At 66.5% G+C, this 17,978-nt stretch carries 10 protein-coding genes and 2 pseudogenes; 5 read left to right on the top strand and 7 right to left on the bottom strand.

The features are described 5' to 3' along the window. Positions 1-166 precede the first annotated feature (166 nt). The 3 genes from I0Q12_RS14435 to I0Q12_RS14425 are packed head-to-tail and all read right to left on the bottom strand — an operon-like array spanning position 167 to position 3,671. A complete protein-coding gene (locus I0Q12_RS14435; RefSeq protein WP_197252568.1) occupies positions 167-1,705 on the bottom strand; it encodes a long-chain fatty acid--CoA ligase in 1,539 nt (512 codons plus the stop codon). Positions 1,706-1,707: 2 nt separating this feature from the next. Continuing rightward, positions 1,708-2,856: a DUF5938 domain-containing protein gene (locus tag I0Q12_RS14430; RefSeq protein ID WP_197252567.1), complete on the bottom strand. Its 1,149-nt coding sequence runs from the start codon at positions 2,854-2,856 to the stop codon at positions 1,708-1,710. Between the two features lie 11 nt (positions 2,857-2,867). Next, positions 2,868-3,671 (bottom strand): SDR family NAD(P)-dependent oxidoreductase, encoded by an 804-nt coding sequence (locus I0Q12_RS14425; RefSeq protein ID WP_197252566.1) that lies wholly within the window; start codon positions 3,669-3,671, stop codon positions 2,868-2,870. A gap of 213 nt (positions 3,672-3,884) precedes the next feature. On the opposite strand from I0Q12_RS14425, the gene I0Q12_RS14420 reads away from it, so the two are divergent. After that, a complete protein-coding gene (locus I0Q12_RS14420; protein ID WP_197252565.1) occupies positions 3,885-4,559 on the top strand; it encodes a TetR/AcrR family transcriptional regulator in 675 nt (224 codons plus the stop codon). A 204-nt stretch (positions 4,560-4,763) separates the two neighbouring features. On the opposite strand, the gene I0Q12_RS14415 is transcribed toward I0Q12_RS14420, so the two are convergent. The 4 genes from I0Q12_RS14415 to I0Q12_RS14400 all read right to left on the bottom strand — a co-directional run bounded on the left by I0Q12_RS14415 (position 4,764) and on the right by I0Q12_RS14400 (position 10,297). After that, positions 4,764-6,428, bottom strand: coding sequence for a long-chain-fatty-acid--CoA ligase (locus I0Q12_RS14415; RefSeq protein WP_197252564.1), 1,665 nt, complete (start codon positions 6,426-6,428; stop codon positions 4,764-4,766). 87 nt (positions 6,429-6,515) lie between these two features. Continuing rightward, a complete protein-coding gene (locus I0Q12_RS14410; protein ID WP_197252563.1) occupies positions 6,516-7,856 on the bottom strand; it encodes an MFS transporter in 1,341 nt (446 codons plus the stop codon). Between the two features lie 69 nt (positions 7,857-7,925). Next, positions 7,926-9,368: an aldehyde dehydrogenase gene (locus I0Q12_RS14405; protein WP_197252562.1), complete on the bottom strand. Its 1,443-nt coding sequence runs from the start codon at positions 9,366-9,368 to the stop codon at positions 7,926-7,928. Positions 9,369-9,397: 29 nt separating this feature from the next. Further along, a complete protein-coding gene (locus I0Q12_RS14400; protein ID WP_197252569.1) occupies positions 9,398-10,297 on the bottom strand; it encodes a TauD/TfdA family dioxygenase in 900 nt (299 codons plus the stop codon). Between the two features lie 291 nt (positions 10,298-10,588). Between I0Q12_RS14400 and I0Q12_RS34875 the strand changes: the two genes are divergently transcribed. From I0Q12_RS34875 to I0Q12_RS14380, 4 genes and pseudogenes are all read left to right on the top strand, one after another. Next, positions 10,589-11,698: a helix-turn-helix domain-containing protein gene (locus I0Q12_RS34875; protein WP_307846238.1), complete on the top strand. Its 1,110-nt coding sequence runs from the start codon at positions 10,589-10,591 to the stop codon at positions 11,696-11,698. Between the two features lie 1,003 nt (positions 11,699-12,701). Then, on the top strand, positions 12,702-16,190 hold the full coding sequence (locus tag I0Q12_RS14390) for a serine/threonine-protein kinase (protein ID WP_197252560.1): 3,489 nt from the start codon (positions 12,702-12,704) through the stop codon (positions 16,188-16,190). A 182-nt stretch (positions 16,191-16,372) separates the two neighbouring features. Further along, a pseudogene (locus I0Q12_RS14385) lies at positions 16,373-17,748 on the top strand (MFS transporter). After that, a pseudogene (locus I0Q12_RS14380) lies at positions 17,745-17,978 on the top strand (hypothetical protein); the annotation flags it as partial. The pseudogenes I0Q12_RS14385 and I0Q12_RS14380, both read left to right, overlap by 4 nt.

Below are 17,978 nucleotides of genomic sequence, written 5' to 3'. Positions count from 1 at the left end.
GTTGTGGTCACGGGTGGGTGGCTCCTTCTCAGCACCGGGGGCATGTGCATGTGTGATCCATGCGAATGCTATGGCCCTGTGCCGCATCACACCCGCCGCGACGCGCGCGCCACGCCGCTCACGTCTGCCGGATGCTCGAAGTGCCTGTGCGCCACGCCGCGGGCGATCAGCCGAACGCGGCCTTGATGTCGGTCTTGAGGACCTTGCCGACCTTCGAGCGCGGCAGATCCGGCCACACCTCGATCTGCTTGGGGGCCTTCACCGATCCGATGCGTTCCTTGACGAACGCGGTGAGCTCGGCCGGGTCGACGCTGCGTCCGGGCTGCGGCTGGACCACCGCGACGACGCGTTCGCCCCACTTGTCGTCCGGCAGGCCGATGACCGCGCAGTCCTGGACCGCGTCGTGCGCGAGGATCGCCTGCTCGACCTCCGTGGAGTACACGTTGAATCCGCCGGTGATGATCATGTCCTTCGCGCGGTCGACGATGAACAGCAGCCCCGACTCGTCGAGATAGCCGATGTCGCCGGTGTGGTGCCACCCGAACCGGCTCGCCTCCGCGGTGGCCTCGGGATTCTTGTAGTAGCCGGACATCACGAGCGACGAGCGGATGACGATCTCCCCGCGTTCCCCGGTCGGGAGCAACGTCCCGTCCTTGTCCATGACCGCGACGGTCACGAGGGGAGTCGGCCGTCCGGCTGAGCTGAGGACCTCGGTGGCGATCGACCCGTCGGGTCGGCGGTGTTCGTCCGGCGGCAGCACCGAGATCATCATCGGCGCCTCGGTCTGCCCGAACAACTGTGCCATCGGCCCGATCCGGTCCAAAGCCTCGGCGAGCCGGGTCGGGCTCATCGGGGCCGCGCCGTACCAGAAGCACATCAGGCTCGACAGGTCCGTGGCGTCCAGGTCCGGATGCGAAAGGACCATGTAGATCAAGGTCGGCGGCAGGAATGTGTGTGTGACCCGGTGCTCGGGAATCAGCCGCAGGAACTGCCCGACGTCGGGGGTGCGCATGATGACGATCTCGCCGCCGGACGCGAGCACCGGGAAACACAGCACGCCGGCGGCGTGGGTGAGCGGCGCCAGCGCGAGATACACCGGACGGTCCCCGCGGGACGGGAACGGATAGCTCATGAGCGTGAGCGCCGTCATCGTCTCGAGATTGGTGCCGGTCAGTTGCACTCCCTTGGGGCGCCCCGTCGTGCCGCCGGTGCCGACGATCATCGCGAGGTCGTCCGGCGGCGCGGCATCCTGGACGGCGCCCTCGAGCGCGTCGGCGCGGAACGATTCCCAGCTCAGCGCGTCGGGACCGGGGTCGCCGTCGAGTTGCACCCAGGTGTGGATCGCCGGCAGATCCGGGCGGATGCGGTCCACGAGGTCGCGGTACGCCGACGCGTACAGCAGCACCTCGCAGTCGAAGCGGTCGAGGATCTCCCGGTTCTCGGCGGCCTCGTTGCGCGGGTTGATCGGGCACCACACCGCGCCGGCTCGGCTGATGCCGAACACGCACGCGAACGCGAGCGGATCGTTGCCGGACAGCACGGCGACCTTGCTGCCGCTGCGCACACCGTGCGTCACGAGCGCACAGGCCACGTCGTTCGCGAGGGTTTGCACCGTCGCGTACGTCCACGTGTCGCCGTCGGTCGTGAAGCACGGCCGGTCCGGTCCGACGGACGCGCCCTTGTCGAGGTAGTCGACGATCCGCATCGTCAATCCTGAACGGTCAGAACAGGTTTCGAGACCAGTCCGAAACTCCGTAGGATTCCGAGCAGTTCGTGATGGCCGAATGCCTGGCACCCGCTGGCGAATCCGACCCGCTTCGGGGGCTGCTGGAGCAGCCAATGGGCCGCGAACGCCTGGAGCAGACCGGTCTGCTGGTAGTTGCTGTTGCCGTGGATCACGCAGTGCGCGCGGCCCAGCGGGCCCGACGCGTGCACCGAGTCGAGTGACTTGTTGACGCGGGGATTCTCGCGCGGCGGCATGACGTTCATGACCTGCCGGGCCGTGGCGGTCAGCGCGGCGTCCCGGTCCTCGGGCGTCATGTCCTTGGTCGCCTCGAGCGCCTGCGCGACGATCTGCGGAACCCCGTGCATCAGAGCCGCATTGAACACGCCGCCCTGCGCCTTGACGTTCGCGACGCGCGGGTCGCGGCGGAACCAGACCGGGTGCGACGTGCCACCCCACGGCAGCGACTGCGCGAGTTCGTGCTGACCGGGCACGACGAGGGGGACGAGTCCCTGTCCGGGATCGAACGGGACGTACTCGTTCTGCTCGAGGTAATGCGCCGCGGACGTCGCGGCGTTGACCAGGATCGTGCGGGTCGAGGCGATGGTCGGGCTGCCACCCCAGAACACGGCGATGTCGAGGGTGTCGAGACCCGGTGTCTCCAGACACAATTGGGCCGCGATCTCACCGGTGGTGTACATCTGCGCGATCCCGGGGGCGAGGAGCAGGCCGGCGTCGGCGAATTTCGCGCCGTACTGTTCGTCGCAGGTGATGAGCCAGTCCTGCTCGCCCGTGGTGTCGGTGTAGTGCGTGCCCGCGGCCAGGCAGGCCTGCACCACCTCGGGGCCGAGATCGGAGAACGGCCCGACGGTGTTGAGGACGACGTCGGCATCCTCGAACAGCGAGGTCAACGCCTCGACGGTGTGCTCGACCTGCACCACCTCGAAGTCGGCGGTCTCGATGCCGGGCACGTGCGTGCGCATCGAGTCGTCGACCTTCGCCTTGTCGCGGCCGGCCGCGACGAACGGAATGCGGAACTGGCGCAGGAACTCGCAGACGAGGCGGCCGGTGTATCCGGAGGCGCCGTAGACGACGACGCGGCGGGCGGCGTGTGCCGGGTTCGGTGTGCTCATGGGTCCGCTCCTCACATTCCCATGCCGCCGTCGACCGGGAGGCCGACACCGTTGACGAATCGTGCTGCGTCCGAGGCGAGGAACACCACGGTGTCCGCGATGTCCTCGACGGTGCCCAGACGCCCGGACGGGGTCAGGTCCACGACGGCCGCGACCGCCTCCTCGGCCGAGCCGAAGAGCCCGATGGCGGCCATGTCGTTCGCGAGTCCGGCGCCCATCGCGGTGGGGACGAGACCGGGATAGATGCAGTTGACGCGGACGCCGTAGCCGAGTTTGCCGCTCTCCATCGCGGCAACGCGGGTCAGCCGGTCGACGGCGGACTTGGTGGCCGAGTAGACCGCGATGCCCGGAAACGCGATCGTCGCGGCGACCGAGGCGACGTTGACGATGCAGCCGCCGTTGCCCGCGGCGCCGCCGGGTCGCATCGCCCGCAATCCGTGCTTGAGGCCGAGGGTGGTGCCGAGGATGTTGATGTCGAGCATGCGCCGGACGGCATCGACCTCGACATCGGTGACCAGGCTCGTGATCTCGATGCCGGCGTTGTTCACCAGCACGTCGAGGCCCCCGGCGATCTGGGCGGTCTCCGAGATCGCTCGTTCCCAGTCGTTTTCCCGGGTCACATCGAGATGGACGAATCCGTGCTTGCGGCCGCCGTCGGAGGGCAGGGCTGCGGCGACGTCCGCGCCGCTGTCCTGGATGTCGGCGACGACGACGCTCGCACCGGCCGCCGCTAGTGCCTTGGCCATTCCTTCGCCGAGGCCCTGGGCCCCGCCTGTGACCAGGGCACGGCGCCCGGTCAGGTCGAACACGCTCATGGAGATCTCCTGTGTGGTCTGCGGGTCGTACGGACGGAGCAGGGGGAGATGGGCCGGTGCGTGGACCGGCTCGCTGCGGCTGGCAGCCCGTGATTGTGGCGTACATCACATCGTGGCCGAATGCTTGACGACTGTCAAGAAGGATTCGGACGAATGGCCCGAGAATTCTTGTCGACTGTCAAGTTCATTGGCTGTCAACTAGACTGGCGAGCAATGAACCCCCTGGCGACGCCTGCCGGTCGGTCGATTCGCAGTCGGCAGGACAAGTACGACGAACGCCGTGTGCAGCTGGCCGAATCGGCCCTGGCGACACTCGGCGAACTCGGCTACGCGCGCACCTCCCTGCGGGAGATCGCGCAGAATTCGCCGTTCTCGCACGGTGTCGTGCACTACTACTTCAAGGACAAGACCGACCTGATCCTGCACTGCGTCCGCTACTACAAGGCGCGGTGCATGACCCGATACGACGAGGTCGTCGCCACCGCGCGGACCGCGGAGGAACTGCGCCGCGGTTTCGCCGACAAGCTCGTCGAGACCCTGCGCACGGAGGCGCCGATGCACCGGCTCTGGTACGACCTGCGCAACCAGTCGATGTTCGATCCGGCGCTGCGCGAGGACGTCGCGGCGATCGACGGGGGATTGTGCGACATGATCGATCGTGTCCTGACCCGTTACGCCGAATTGTCCGGTGCGGCATTGCGATACGACCGGAATACTGCCTACGCGATGCTCGACGGGGTGTTCCTCTCCGCGTTGCTCGAGTACGTCGTCGAACGTGATGCGCTCGTTGCCGGAGAGAGCGATGCCGAGGATTCCGCGACGGTGGCACCGGATCGGCTGGGGGACAAGGTGTTCGATCTCCTTCCTGATCTCGTCGCCGCACTGTGATCGGACTCGGATGCTTCCGATCCTGCTATCGCGCGATCGCGGGCTGGATCGCTTGTGGAAGGTAGGGGAAAACGTCGGCAACTCCAGGGTGGGTGATGGTTCCAGTGCGTGGGTCGATACCACGATTCGGATCTCTCTTCGGGTGCGGAAGCGGCGGTCGGAATCTTGTGACGCGACAAGGCCTATGGCGCCGGCGCCCTGCATTCACGCCGGCTGAGTGGCCGAATAGATGTCGCGGTACTCGACGCGGAGAGACTTCTTGTCCAGCTTGCCGACACTGGTGCGAGGAAGGTCGGACCGCACGAGGACGGTATCGGGCAACTGCCACTTCGCGAACCGCGTGCCGAGCAATTCCTGTACCTCCCGCAGGGGCAAGTCCTCTCCGTCAGCCGTAACGACCAGCACCAGCGGTCGCTCCTGCCACTTCTGATGCGGAACCGCCACTACCGCGGCCTCGGTGACTCGCGGGTGCATCATGATCAGGTTCTCCATGTCGATGGACGAGATCCACTCGCCGCCGCTCTTCACCACGTCCTTGAGCCGGTCGGTGAGTTTGAGATGGCCGGTCGGTGTGACCGTGCCGAGATCACCACTGCGCCAATAGCCGTCCACAAACTGATCGGGATCCGGCTCACGTCCGAAGTAGCTCGTGGTGATCCACGGTCCTCGCAGCCATACCTCGCCGATACTGACGCCGTCGTGCGGAAGTTCGTGCCCCTGACCGTCGACGATCCGCACATCGACTCCGTTCACCGGAAGACCTTGGCAGCGTTTGAGGTCCCACTTCTCATCCTCGGAAAGGCCACCGAGGGAAAACTTCACGCCGCGGTTGACAAAGGTGGTCGGGGTGGTCTCGGTGGCGCCGTAGGCATGGATCACGTCCGCGCCCACCTCGTCGTGGAAGCCACGCATGAGCGCGAGTGGCGGCTCGGTGGATCCGGACAGCAGCCGAGTCCGGCTCAGGTCGGGCTTGATGTCCAGGGTGCGGATGTACTCCAGCATGGGCCCGAATATCGCCGGTGCGCCGTTCGCCACTGTCACTGTCTCGGCGATCATTGCGTCCACCAGCACTCCGATATCCGCGGCGGTGTACGCCCCGGGCAGAACGATGCGGGCCGCGGTGTACACCGCCGACTGCGGTAGACCCCAGCTCTGTGCGTGGAACATCGGGGTGATCATCATGACGGTGTCCTCAGCGGACATCAGCAGGTTCGCGGCCTGCGCCATGGTGTGCAGGCAGATGCCGCGGTGCGAATAGTAGACGCCCATCGGTCGCCCGGTGGTTCCGGTGGTGTAGCAGGCGCTGTATGCGGACCGTTCGTCGATCACCGGCCAGTGGTATTCCGAGGGCACCTGTCTCACCGATTGCTCGTAATCGGCCACAGCCGGCAACGTGGTCTCGATCTCGGTGACCGGGCGATCGGCCATGATCACCCACCGGCGGACGCCGGGGGCGTGCGGTGCGATGGCCTCCGCCACGCCGATCAACGATTCGTCGACCAGAACCACCGAAGCGCCGCTGTGCGCGGCCACGTACCCGAGGTCCTCCGGTGAGAGCCGAAGGTTCATCTGCAGCATCACTGCTCCGGTGCCGGGGATCGCCCAGTACAGCTCGAAATGCCTGCGGCTGTTCCAGTCCAGGATCCCCACCACCTCTCCCGGCTGCACGCCCAGCGCCTCGAGTACGTTCGCAGCGCGTTGTACCCCGGTGTAGGCGTCGGCGTAGGTGTACCTGTCCCAACCCCCGTCAGGTGTCCGGTACACGATTTCCTGTTCCGGGTAGGTACGTGCCGAATGCCGCAGCAGCGTACTGGTGTTGAGTTGGTAGTCGTCGCCGTGAGTGGATCGATGTCCGGTGATCATGGTCATGGTGCTGCTCCTGCGTAGTCGTTCGGCGTCGTGAGTGCCGGAAGAAGGAAGATGAGATGGAGGGGCGGATCGAGTCGATCGTCCGGGTCAGTGGGCAGCTCGCTCCGCGAGATGGATGGCATCCCGGTCCGGATTCGCCAGCAACGTCACGGCAAGTCCGGACACGATCAGAAGAACCGCTCCGATCAGGAAAACGGTGTGGTAGCCCGATGCCGCCTGGTGTGCGGCCTGGATGAGGCGGCCGGCGAGGAACGGTGCGATGACCCCCGCGGCGCCGAGGAACGCAAACAGCACGCCCAGTACCGCTCCGCGCTGCCCCACCGGGGTGATCTGGGCGACGGCCGCGCTGGATGCGGGGAAGGTAGCGGTGAACAGGTTGAATGCAGGCAGCATCAGGATGAGCTGCAGCGTACCGTCGGCGAATACGAAGCCCACCATGCAGAGCCCGGCGATCACCACCGCGATCCCGGCCACACCGGCTCGCGCCCACCGGGTCGGTAGACCGCGGGCAATCAGTGTCCGCGACACCACACCTTGGCCGAACATCGCCACCGCGCCCGTCGCAGCGGTGGCCGCGATCCAATTGCCGGTGGAGATGGTGCTGATCTCGCGCACCGATTCCAGATACGTCGGAAGCCAGGTTGTGAGCACCGCAGTCACGAAATAGCAGCCGAATCCGGCCAGCGCGAAGCAGATCCAGGTGGGAGCAGAGAACAGTCGCCAGTACGATACTCGCCCCGTGACCGCGCAAGCGGCCCCGGTCGCGTGGGTCTCGGTGGCACCCCCCGACTCGGCTGCCGCGTTGTCGGCGGGCTTGTCGTACGGCCCCTCCCTACCGACCAGCAGCCACACAACAGACCACACCAGGCCCGCGATAGCGAGCACGCCGAAGCACCAGCGCCACCCCCAGTGGACCTGGACGAGCGCCATCACCGGCGCGGCGACCAGCAGACCCAGGCCCGTCGCAGCCAGCACGATGGAGTTCGGCAGGTCACGCCGCTCGTCCGGAAACCACTTCATCACCGCGTGCAGGGCAACCGGCGTCGCCGGCCCCTCCGCCAACCCGAGCACAATCCGGGAGACCAGCAGCACCCCGAAGGACGCGCCGCCGAGTACCGGGAACTGGACGATCGCCCAGACCACGGCCATGGCAAGCAGCATCGGCTTGGTCTTGATCCGATCAACGAGGAAACCACCGAGCACCGTTCCGAGCCCGAACAGGAAGAAGAACGAGCTGGCGACCAATCCGTACTGGGACGGAGTCAAACCCAGATCCTTCATCAGGGTGTGGGCAGTGAGTCCGAGAACGGACTTGTCCCCCCAGTTGATCAACATGAACAACGCCAGCATGGCGGTGATCAGCCACGCCCTCCGGGTGGAATAGGCACTGCCTGGCGGAGCTACCTGCGGATGAAGGGTGAGGGACACGGTGATGCTCCTTCGGGCACAGTGCGGAGGATGTGGGCTGGGGAAGGGGACTCGGGACCGGGAGGGGTGTCAGACTGCCGAGTAGGTGGTCTTCGCCTTCAGGCAGGCCGCGAGGCCCTCGGGGCCGAGTTCGCGGCCGAGGCCGCTGGCTTTCGTGCCGCCGAACGGCGCGACCGGGTCGAGCATGAAGTAGTTGATTCCGAAGGTGCCGGAGTCGATGGCGTCGGCGACCGGACGGGCCGAATCCGGATCCGCAGTCCACACCGTGCCGGCGAGGCCGTAATCGCTGTCGTTGGCCAACGCGATCGCCTCGTCCACCGAGTCGTACGGCAGCACGCTGAGGACCGGCCCGAAGATCTCCTCCCGGGCGATGACACTTGCGGGGTCGACATCGGCGAAAACCGTCGGCAGTACGAACCAGCCGCGGTCCAGGTGCTCCGGGCGACCGCCACCGGACACCAGGCGGGCACCATCGGCCACGCCACGCGCGATATACCGCTCCACGCGGGCCCGGTGTGCCTCGGTCACCATCGGCCCGAAAACGGTGCCGGGATCGAGCGGATCCCCGATCGCCGCGCTGCGGCAGAGGTCGGCGAAAAAGTCGACCACCTCGGCGTACCGACTGCGCGGAGCCAGGATGCGGGTGCCGGCGACGCACGTCTGCCCGTTGTTGAGCAGTGTCGCCTGAAGCAGGCCTTCGGCGTTGGCGGCGAGATCGACATCGTCCAGCAGGATTGCGGCTGATTTCCCGCCGAGCTCCAGAGTCACCGGCCGCAGCAGCTCCCCGCAGCGGGCTCCGATCTCTCTGCCTACCGTTGTGGATCCGGTGAACGTGACCTTGTCGACACCGGGGTGCCCGACCAGGTAGCGGCCGATCCCGGGGCCGCCGGGCACGATGGAGATCACGCCGGGCGGCACGCCCGCAGCGCGTACGGCATCGGCGAACAGATAGGTGTCCAACACCGTCTCCGGGCTGGGTTTGATCACCACGGCACACCCGGCGGCGAGCGCGGGCGCGACCTTGAAGGCGGTGAGCAGGTTCGGGTAGTTCCACGGGATGATCGCCCCGATCACCCCGACCGGGAGCCGATCGACGCGGGCGCTGCCGCCGAGCAGGCCTGGCCGCACCTCGGAAAACACGGTGTTCCGGGCCAATTCGGCGTAGTAGCGGTACACCGCGATCGGGATCGCGACCTCCACAGCCATCGCGGTGGTGATCGGCATCCCGTTCTGCTGCGCGACCAGCGCAGCGATTTCGGAGCCGCGGGCCTCCACCTCGTCGGCGATGCGATCCAGCAGATCGGCCCGCCGATGGGAGTCCCAGCCCGCCCAGCCGACTCCGTCGGCGAGGTTCCGGCGGGCCGCCGCCACGGCGATGTCCACGTCGGCTCCCGCGGCCGCGGGCGTCCTACCGATTACCTCACCGGTGGCGGCTCCGATCACCGTGATGGTGTCGGCTCCGACCGGCGACTGCTGCGCACCGTCCACGAACAGCGTGTCGTACTCGATCATGTTCAGTCTTCTCCTGTGTCCGTGTGCGATCAGAACGGCTGGTCACCGACTACGGTGACCCGCTCCATAACCCGGCGCTGCGGGAAGTAGTCGCTGACGGCGTAGTGCTGGGTGATGCGGTTGTCCCAGATCGCGACCGAGCCGGGTTCCCACCGGAAACGCACCTGGTACTCGGGCACCCGCGCCTGGAACAGCAGATAGTCGAGCAGGGCGTCCGCCTCGTCTCCGGGCAAGCCGTCGAGGACTTCGGTGAAGGGCTCGTTGACGTACAGGAACTTGCGGCCGGTCTCCGGGTGGGTGCGGACCACCGGGTGTGAGATGCGTGGATGAATGCGCTCCATTTCGGCGATTGCCTTATCGGTCATCGTCAGACCCCACGACTTGACGAACGTATGCGTCGCGGTGAGGTCGTCGATGCGCTCGCGCACTTCGTCGGGCAGGTTGTCGTACGCGGCCGCCATGTCCGCCCACATCGTCTCGCCGCCGATCTCGGGCACCTCGATGGCTCGCAGAATGGACAGCATGGACGGATCACTCCGGAAGGAGGTGTCGCTGTGCCAGATGTTCTCCATCCCTACCGCGGTGTCATCCTTGGCCAGCCGGGAGATCTCCTGCGCCTCACCGTTCGGGAAGAAGTCGTTGGCTTCGATATCACCCCAAAGGTTCGCCAGAGCGATGTGTTCGGCCCCAGTCAGATGCTGATCGCGGAAGAACAGCACCTTCCATTCGAGCAGGGCCCGGTGCAACTCGAGATGCGTCTCTGCGTCGATCTCACCCAGGTCCACGCCTTCCACCAGGGCGCCGATCGTGACGCCCACGGGGCGGAGGGTCAGGCGTTCGTAGCTCTGGTCGAAAAGCTGCTCACCTGCGGTGCGGCGCAGTTCACGGGTACCGAAGTGCAGGCGCGGATAGCCCTGGGCGCCCACCATGGGGATGCGAGCGAATCTGGTCCGAGGTGTGATTGTCGTCATGGAAAAAGTGTGTCGCCGATCACCGTCGACGCCGCTGTGTCTTGCCGCAACTCCGACCTCACGCAGGTGTGCAGTAGCACAATCGGGGTGGTGAAGTACTTCCAGAACGTCCCTGACCCCGAACCGCGCCCGGAGGGAGTCGACCGGATACTCGGCGAGTTGGGGAATCGGCTTGCCGATATATCGCTACGCACCACGCGGACCGCGGTGACCACCACGCTTTTCCCGCCCGAGATCTTCGATGCCGAAATGCCGGCGATCGCACGACGCACCTTTCCGATGGTGCTGGCGAGCCTGCGAACCGGCACCAATCCCGGCCGGGAGGACCTGGCCTTGCTTCGTGATCGTGCGGCTCAACGGGCCCGCGAAGGTGTACCGCTGACCCTGCTTCTCCATGTCTGGCAGCACGGCTTCCAGGAATTTTTCGAGGAGTCCGGGTGTATCGCGAACGCGGGCGAATCGAAAGCGTTGGCCTGGATCGGGCTCGCGGTGATGCGGCTGCAAGAGATCTTCCTCGCGGAGATCGTCGCCGCGTATCTAGCGGAGCAGGAAACCCTGACCGAGGAACGGTCCGGAGCCGTTCCCCTGATCGCACGACTACTTCTGCTCGGTCAGGATCCGCGGGCGGACGCGGAACGCCTGAACATCACCCTCGCCGGGAGCTACGACGTCCTTGCGGTACGCCTCGGGTCCTCCGCCGACAGCGGCCTCGACGCGGAGGCGCGGGAGGTGGCCGAGCGACGACGTCTGCATCGCATGCTGGCTCTGCTGCGTACCGGAGGAGGTCCCGCGACGCTGTCACTGCTCGACCGCGGAGGGGGCTACGTTTTCGTGCCGCGGTCCGGCGAAGACCCGCGAAGCGCCGAACGACTGGGCCGATTCGTCGCCGGCCTGGAATCCGCGGCCGGTTCCACGATTACGGCGGCCGTGGTGGAGGACATCGCCATCAGTGGGGTGACGACCGCCGCTCAGCAGGCCGACGAGATTCTCGATCTGGTGCGTGCTTTGAGCCGGGGTCCCGGCCTCTATCGACTCTTCGACGTGTTCATGGCTCACCAATTGAGCCGCCCCGGCCCCGGTCTAGACCACCTGATCGCCGCCGCGAAACCGGTGCTGAGCCACGACGAACTGCGCACCACGCTGCAGACCTACTTCGAGTGCGACCTCGATCGGCAACGCACCGCGCGCCGCCTGAGCGTGCATCCGAACACGGTGAACAATCGACTGAACCGAATCGCCGAGATCTCCCCACACAGCCCGTTCACCCTCGCGGGCATCACCGCGCTGTCTGCAGCCCTGACTGTCGCACGGCTGCGAGCCGGCGGTCCGCCGGACCCGTCGTCGCACGCCCAGGGATGACTCGAGCAGCCGGCATCACGACCACCCCTTGTGCCGAGCAAGATTTGTTTCACCCGCCCGGCTTCGGCGTCGAATCGACGAGCGGCCGTCCGGAGCACATCTGTGCGTCGACGGCCCTGCCCATGTCGACGGCGGGTGAAGACTTCGATTGCCGTTGGCAACATCGCCCTGTGAGCATCTGGGCCGTTGAGGGTGTATCCGACGAGATGATGCGCAGGCGGAAGCAGTACGAGCTCGCCGACGTTTCGGGGATATGGGGTGGCCGCGAATCGTGCCTCCGAAATGAGGTTCTGCACCTCTTCCGCAGACGCAGCAATCCCGTGTTCACAATGAAATATGTTGTGGAATAACGGCATTCGGTCCGGTTCGTTTTCACGGCTCTCGAACGCGGTGGCTCGCGCGGTCAGGTCGCCGGCTACGCGATCCGTTCCTACCGCCGATCGAACATTCGTAGCCGCACGTTCGTCCATGCTCTCGATCGCACCGTCCGGTCGGATCGACGGGAACTATCCGTGCGGTCGGCAATGGCGTCGCGACGGAGTCGTTCCCCGCGCTTCCGTAGAAGAACCGACCGCTGTCGGATTCGCAACCATCATGACCACGTCGGCTCGCAAGAACTACCTGGCGCGGATCGGCCATCTGCTCGTGCGTCGGTCCTACGGTAGAACCGAGCTTCATCGAGATTTCGACCGGCTACGTCGAATCATGCTGTGCGCCAACTCGGTACGAAAGGAAGACCGCCCGTTCCCGACCGGGCACGGACGCGTACCGTCGGCTGCTGCGGACAGGCGCATCGGAAGCGCGGGCCGGTGCTGACGGGGCGGGCGCGCGGCGCTACCGAGGTCGCGGAGGCAAAGTAGACTGGGCGTTGGCACCGGCGCTGTGTGCCGACGTAAGAGGCGGTCGTCATGGTTGCGCACATCTACGATGCACAAAGGTGGGGCCGGCTTCGCCACGCGGATGCACTCCGCGAGGGCGAGTCGTCGATCCGAAGGGCGCGTCGATGAAGACGCCCGATGACGCCGGCGACTCCGCCGACGTCGATGCGCTTCTTGCCTCGGACCTGCAATCGGAAGGCTTCGAGGAGCCGACGGTCATCGGCCGCGGTGGATTCGGAGTCGTGCTGCGCTGTCGGCAACCCACACTCGACCGAACCGTGGCCGTCAAGGTACTCACCGGGGCACTGAGCCGGGAGAACCTCGAGCGATTCCTGCGTGAACAACGGGCGCTGGGTCGCCTGTCCGGGCATCCGAACATCGTCAACGTTCATTTCTGCGGCACCACCGCAAGCGGGCGTCCTTACATCGTGATGCAGTACTACCCGCGCGGATCCCTGGATGCACGCATTCGTCGGCGCGGCCCCCTCGGCTGGCGCGAGGCGCTGTCGGTCGGCGTCAAGATGGCCGGTGCACTCGAGACGGCGCACCGCGCGAGCATGCTGCACCGAGACGTCAAACCCTCGAACATCCTGCTCTCCGACTACGGCGAGCCCTGTCTGGCCGACTTCGGAATCGCCCGGGTTGCGGGTGGATTCGAAACCGCCACCGGCATCATCACCGGGTCTCCTGCCTATACCGCGCCGGAGGTGCTGGGGGGTGAGGCGCCGTCCCCGGCTTCGGATGTATACAGCCTCGGCGCGACATTGTTCTGCGCTGTGACCGGCCACGCGGCGTTCGAGCGTCGCGAGGGCGAGAACCTGGTGGCCCAGTTCGTGCGTATCAGTGACCACCTGAGTCCCAGCCTGGATGGAACGGATATTCCGGCGGGTGTCATCACCGCGATCGAGCATGCGATGCAGCGTGATCCGTCCGCGCGCCCGAGTACAGCCCTCGAGTTCGGCAGGGATCTGCAGCGCGTGGCGGAAGATCACGCCCTGACTGCTGTCGACCTGTTCGTTCCGGAACCCGCCGAGGACGGATCTACCCGTGAGGCACCGTATCGACAGCCGCGCATGCCGGATCGGACCGAGGCCATTCGGCACTGGAGTGGATCGGTAACGATGCCGCCGGCTCCGTCGACGAAGTACCGGCCGCCGACCCCGAACCGTCCACTCGTCGAGCGCGGTCGACTCGTCGGGGTCCTGCGTTCGGGAAAGGGGCGGCGACTGATCCTGATCCATGCTCCGGCAGGGTATGGAAAGACCACTCTCGCCGCGCAGTGGCGTGAGGTGCTGACGGCGGAGGGAACCGCGGTCGCGTGGCTGTCCATCGATCCTGACGACAACAACGTGGTCTGGTTCCTGTCGCACCTGGTCGACGCGATACGGCTGGTGCGACCCGGCCTGGCTCAGACGCTCGGGCAAGTGCTCCAGGAGCACGGTGACCAAGCCACACGTTATGTGCTGTCGACACTGATCAACGAGATCGACGACGCCGGTACCGAGGTGGCGGTCGTCCTCGACGACTGGCATCGAGTGAGCAGCCGCGAGACTCAGGACGCAGTTGCTTTCGTGCTCGAAAACTGTTGTGCGCAACTGCAGGTCGTGGTGACGAGCCGGACGCGATCTGGATTGCCTCTGAGTCGATTGCAGGTCCTCGATCAAGTGCTCGAGATCGACGCGCAAGCGCTGCGGTTCGACGCGACGGAATCGCGTGAGTTCCTCGTCGACCTGGGCGGGCTGTTGTTGGGAGAACGTGAGGTGGAGGACCTGACCGATTCGACCGACGGCTGGGTTGCGGCGCTCCAACTCGCGTCGTTGTCCCTGCGTGGCTGCGAGGACCCGGCGCACATGATCGGTAGCCTGTCGGGACGCCATCGTGCGATCGGTGCGTTCCTGGCCGAGAACGTGCTGGACACGCTCGAACCTGCGCTGCTGGATTTCCTGATGGCCACCTCTGTGGCGGGACGAATCAGCGGGGATCTCGCCTCGGCGCTCGCGGACGTGCCCGACGGCCAGTCATGGCTCGAAGACGTCGAGCGCCGTGACCTTTTCCTTCGGCGGATCGACGACGAGGGTGAATGGTTCCGCTACCACCACCTGTTCGCGGAGTTCCTTCGCCGGCGCCTCGAGCGCAGTAGCCCCGAGCGTATCGCCGACCTCCACCGGCGAGCAGCCCGCTGGTTCGCGGACCGCCACTTCCTCAGTGAGGCCGTCGATCATGCCCTGGCGTCGGGCGATGAGAATCAGGCCGTCGAGTACGTCGTGAGGCACCGAACGTACCTGCTCGAGCATTCGCAGATGTCGACACTGCTGGGTCTCGTAGCCAAACTACCGCCGAATGCCGTAGCGGGCAGTGCCGCCCTCCAACTCGCAGTCGCATGGGCCAATCTCCTGCTCCATCACGTCGGTCCGGCCCGCGCCGCATTCGACCGCATCCGTCCCACCCTCGACGCGGGAAACCTGGACGCTTCCGAACGCGACAGCATCCGGGTCGAGGCATCGGTCGCGGAGGCGGCGCTCGAGATCTATGCCGACCGCACGAGCGGTGTCGAAACACTGGTCGAGGAGGCCCTCGAGAATTCGGACGCGGTGCGTCCGTGGGCGGTCACGGCGGCAGCGAACATCAAGACCTTCTGCCTGATCTACCGATTCGACTACGCCGCGGTCATGCCGCTGCAGAACTGGGCGCGGCGATATCACGCGAGCATGAGCGGTCCGTTCACGGTGATGTACGGGGCCGCGTTCGCGGGAATTGCGGCGTTCGAACAACTCGACCTGGCCGCGGCCGAACTCCATTTCGTCAACGCTGTGGAGTCCGCCCGGCGGGTGGGCGGTGCGCACTCTCACGCCTCCCGTCTCGCGGGCGCACTACTAGGTGAGTTGCGTTATGCACAGGGAGAAGTCGACGAGGCCGAACGCCTGATCGAGGAGAGCTATCAGCTCGGCTCCGAAGGGGGAGTGGTCGACTTCATGATCGCACGTTATGTGGTCGGAGCCGCCGTCAAGGCGCACCGTGGGGACCGTGCGGCCGCCGCAGAACATCTCGAGGCGGGCGCGCGGGCGGCGCAAGTGCTGGGACTGGACCGACTCCGTGCCCGAGTCGACAACGAACGTATCCTGCTGGGGCTTTCTCCTGGCGCCGGAGCGTCGTTTCCGCAGACCTTCACCGATGCATCGTCGATGGACGGGATTGCGCAGATCACCGCCCAGGTCCGGGACGACTCGGCGATTCGATTGTTGCTGAAGCGGGGGTCGAGCGCTGCAACCGAACGCGCCCTGGCGTGGGCGCGGCACTGGTACGACATGCTCGTCGGAACCGAGCGTCGTCGATCCACGTTGGCGGCGATCAGGCTTCTCGTGAGCTGTCTGATCGCCGGAGGTCGGGTCGAGGAGGCGAAGGTACGCCTCGCCGAGGCCGCGGCGGTGTGCGCGGAGCAGGGGATGGTCCGTTTCCTGCCCGACGGGGGCGTTGATGTCGTGGGCCTGCTGCGGGCGCTCCGCGACGACCAGCAGTCGGGGCGTTGGCGCGAGGAGTGGGCGGCGGTGCCTGCCGAATTCCTCCGGATCGTGTCGGCTGCCGCGGACGGGGATCCGGGTGGGCCGTCCCGGTGACGATGCCCGGACCCCTTTCTCGTGTTTCTTCACGCACTCGGCGACATCCCCGATGAAGCAGTCGCCTATATGTCATCCTCGATTGAAAGTCAATGGTTGACGGATCGGGAGTGTGCCAGGTTACATCTTAGCGGTAAGTCTTTAAGGACTTAAGTATCTGGCTTCCGAGACCGAGGACCCCGATGACACCGGTATCGACACACATGTCCAGTACCACCGAGACGATCAGTGCCAGGCTCGAACGGCTCCCATGAGCCGCTGGCACGTCAAAGCGCGCGTCATCGTCGGCGCCGTCACCTTCTTCGACGGATTCGACCAGCTGATGATCGCGTACTCCCTTCCCGTGCTGATCCCCAAATGGAATCTCACCCCGGCATCCGTCGCCTGGGTGATCGCCATCGGCGGCCTCGGCATGCTCGTCGGCGCGCTCGGCGGCGGCTGGCTCGCCGACCGCGTCGGCCGGCTGAACGTGATCATCGGATCGCTCGCGCTGTACGCGGTGATGAGCCTGGGCATGGCGTTCACCGACTCCCTGATGCTGTTCCTGATGTTCCGGTTCGTGCAGGGCATCGGCCTCGGCGCCGAAGTCCCCGTCGCGGCCACCTACATCGGCGAGATCACCAAGGCCCACAACCGCGGACGATTCGTCCTGCTGTACGAGGTGATCTTCCCGATCGGCCTGGTCGTCTCGGCGATCGTCTCCGCCTGGGTCGTACCCCGATTCGGCTACGAAATCCTGTTCGCGCTCGGCGCCGTCCCGATCCTGCTGCTCCCCGCGCTGTTCAAGCTGCCCGAATCCCCGCGATGGCTCGCCTCCCGCGGCATGCACGACGAGGCCGAGGCCGCGATGAGCCGGATCGAAACCGAGATCACCGAGCGGTACGGAAAGACGCTGCCCGAGCCCGAACCCCTCACCCCGATCGCCGCCGACACCACCCGCGGTCGCTTCCGTGAGGCGTTCCAGGGCATCTACCTGCGTCGCACGCTCATGCTCGCCGCCATCTGGGGCTGCGCCTACTTCGTCAACTACGGCATCGCATCCTGGCTGCCCACCCTCTACAGCACCGTCTTCGACGTCGGCGTCGACACCGCGCTGCACTACAGCATCTTCACGACCGTCGCCGGCCTCATCGGCTGCCTGATCGTCGCGTTCCTCATCGACAATCTCGGCCGCCGCATCTGCATCACCGCGTCGATGGTGCTGTGCGCCGCCCTGCTGTTCCTGCTCGCCGCGACCGGCACCGGATCGGCGATGTCGGTCCTGCTGTGGTCCGCCGGTGCGGCCCTGTTCGTCTTCGCCGTCAACATGGCCCTGTACGTCTACACCGCCGAGCTGTACCCCACCCGGATGCGTGCCATCGGCTGCGCGATCGGCGGAGCCGCCGGCCGGCTCGGCATCATCGTCGGACCACTGGTCGTCGGCGGCATCATGGGCGCCGGCGGAACCCTCGCGCTCGTGTTCGGAACCTTCGGCGCCGTCGCACTCGTCGGTGCGGTCGTCGTCGGCCTGTTCGCGGTCGAGACCCGCGAGAAGACCCTCGAGGAGATCTCCCAGTGACCACCACCGCAGACCTTCGTCCCGCCACGGCTGCCCACCCCCCGACCCTTGACTTCGTTCCCGTCCCCGACGAGATCGCGGTCGGCGGCACCTGGCGCCGCGCCACCGGACCGGCCTTCTCCGTCGTCGATCCCGCCGACGGCCGGGTCCTCCAGGTCGTGCACCAGGCCACCGCCGCCGACGTCGACGACGCCGTCGCCGCGGGCCGGGCAGCCGCCGCCGACCCGGCG

The sequence above is a fragment of the Rhodococcus sp. CX genome (genome assembly GCF_015865005.1).
Lineage (GTDB): Bacteria > Actinomycetota > Actinomycetes > Mycobacteriales > Mycobacteriaceae > Rhodococcus.
The sequence above is the reverse complement of the archived record's forward strand: the minus strand, read 5'-3'. Positions and strand labels throughout refer to the sequence as shown.

What these genes read in the sequence shown, in the direction of transcription:
- I0Q12_RS14405 (WP_197252562.1), bottom strand. Translation starts at nt 9,368, where the DNA reads ATGATCGAGTACGACACGCTGTTCGTGGACGGTGCGCAGCAGTCGCCG.
- I0Q12_RS34875 (WP_307846238.1), top strand. Translation starts at nt 10,589, where the DNA reads ATGCCGGCGATCGCACGACGCACCTTTCCGATGGTGCTGGCGAGCCTG.
- I0Q12_RS14415 (WP_197252564.1), bottom strand. Translation starts at nt 6,428, where the DNA reads ATGACCATGATCACCGGACATCGATCCACTCACGGCGACGACTACCAA.
- I0Q12_RS14390 (WP_197252560.1), top strand. Translation starts at nt 12,702, where the DNA reads ATGAAGACGCCCGATGACGCCGGCGACTCCGCCGACGTCGATGCGCTT.
- I0Q12_RS14400 (WP_197252569.1), bottom strand. Translation starts at nt 10,297, where the DNA reads ATGGTGGGCGCCCAGGGCTATCCGCGCCTGCACTTCGGTACCCGTGAA.
- I0Q12_RS14435 (WP_197252568.1), bottom strand. Translation starts at nt 1,705, where the DNA reads ATGCGGATCGTCGACTACCTCGACAAGGGCGCGTCCGTCGGACCGGAC.
- I0Q12_RS14430 (WP_197252567.1), bottom strand. Translation starts at nt 2,856, where the DNA reads ATGAGCACACCGAACCCGGCACACGCCGCCCGCCGCGTCGTCGTCTAC.
- I0Q12_RS14425 (WP_197252566.1), bottom strand. Translation starts at nt 3,671, where the DNA reads ATGAGCGTGTTCGACCTGACCGGGCGCCGTGCCCTGGTCACAGGCGGG.
- I0Q12_RS14420 (WP_197252565.1), top strand. Translation starts at nt 3,885, where the DNA reads ATGAACCCCCTGGCGACGCCTGCCGGTCGGTCGATTCGCAGTCGGCAG.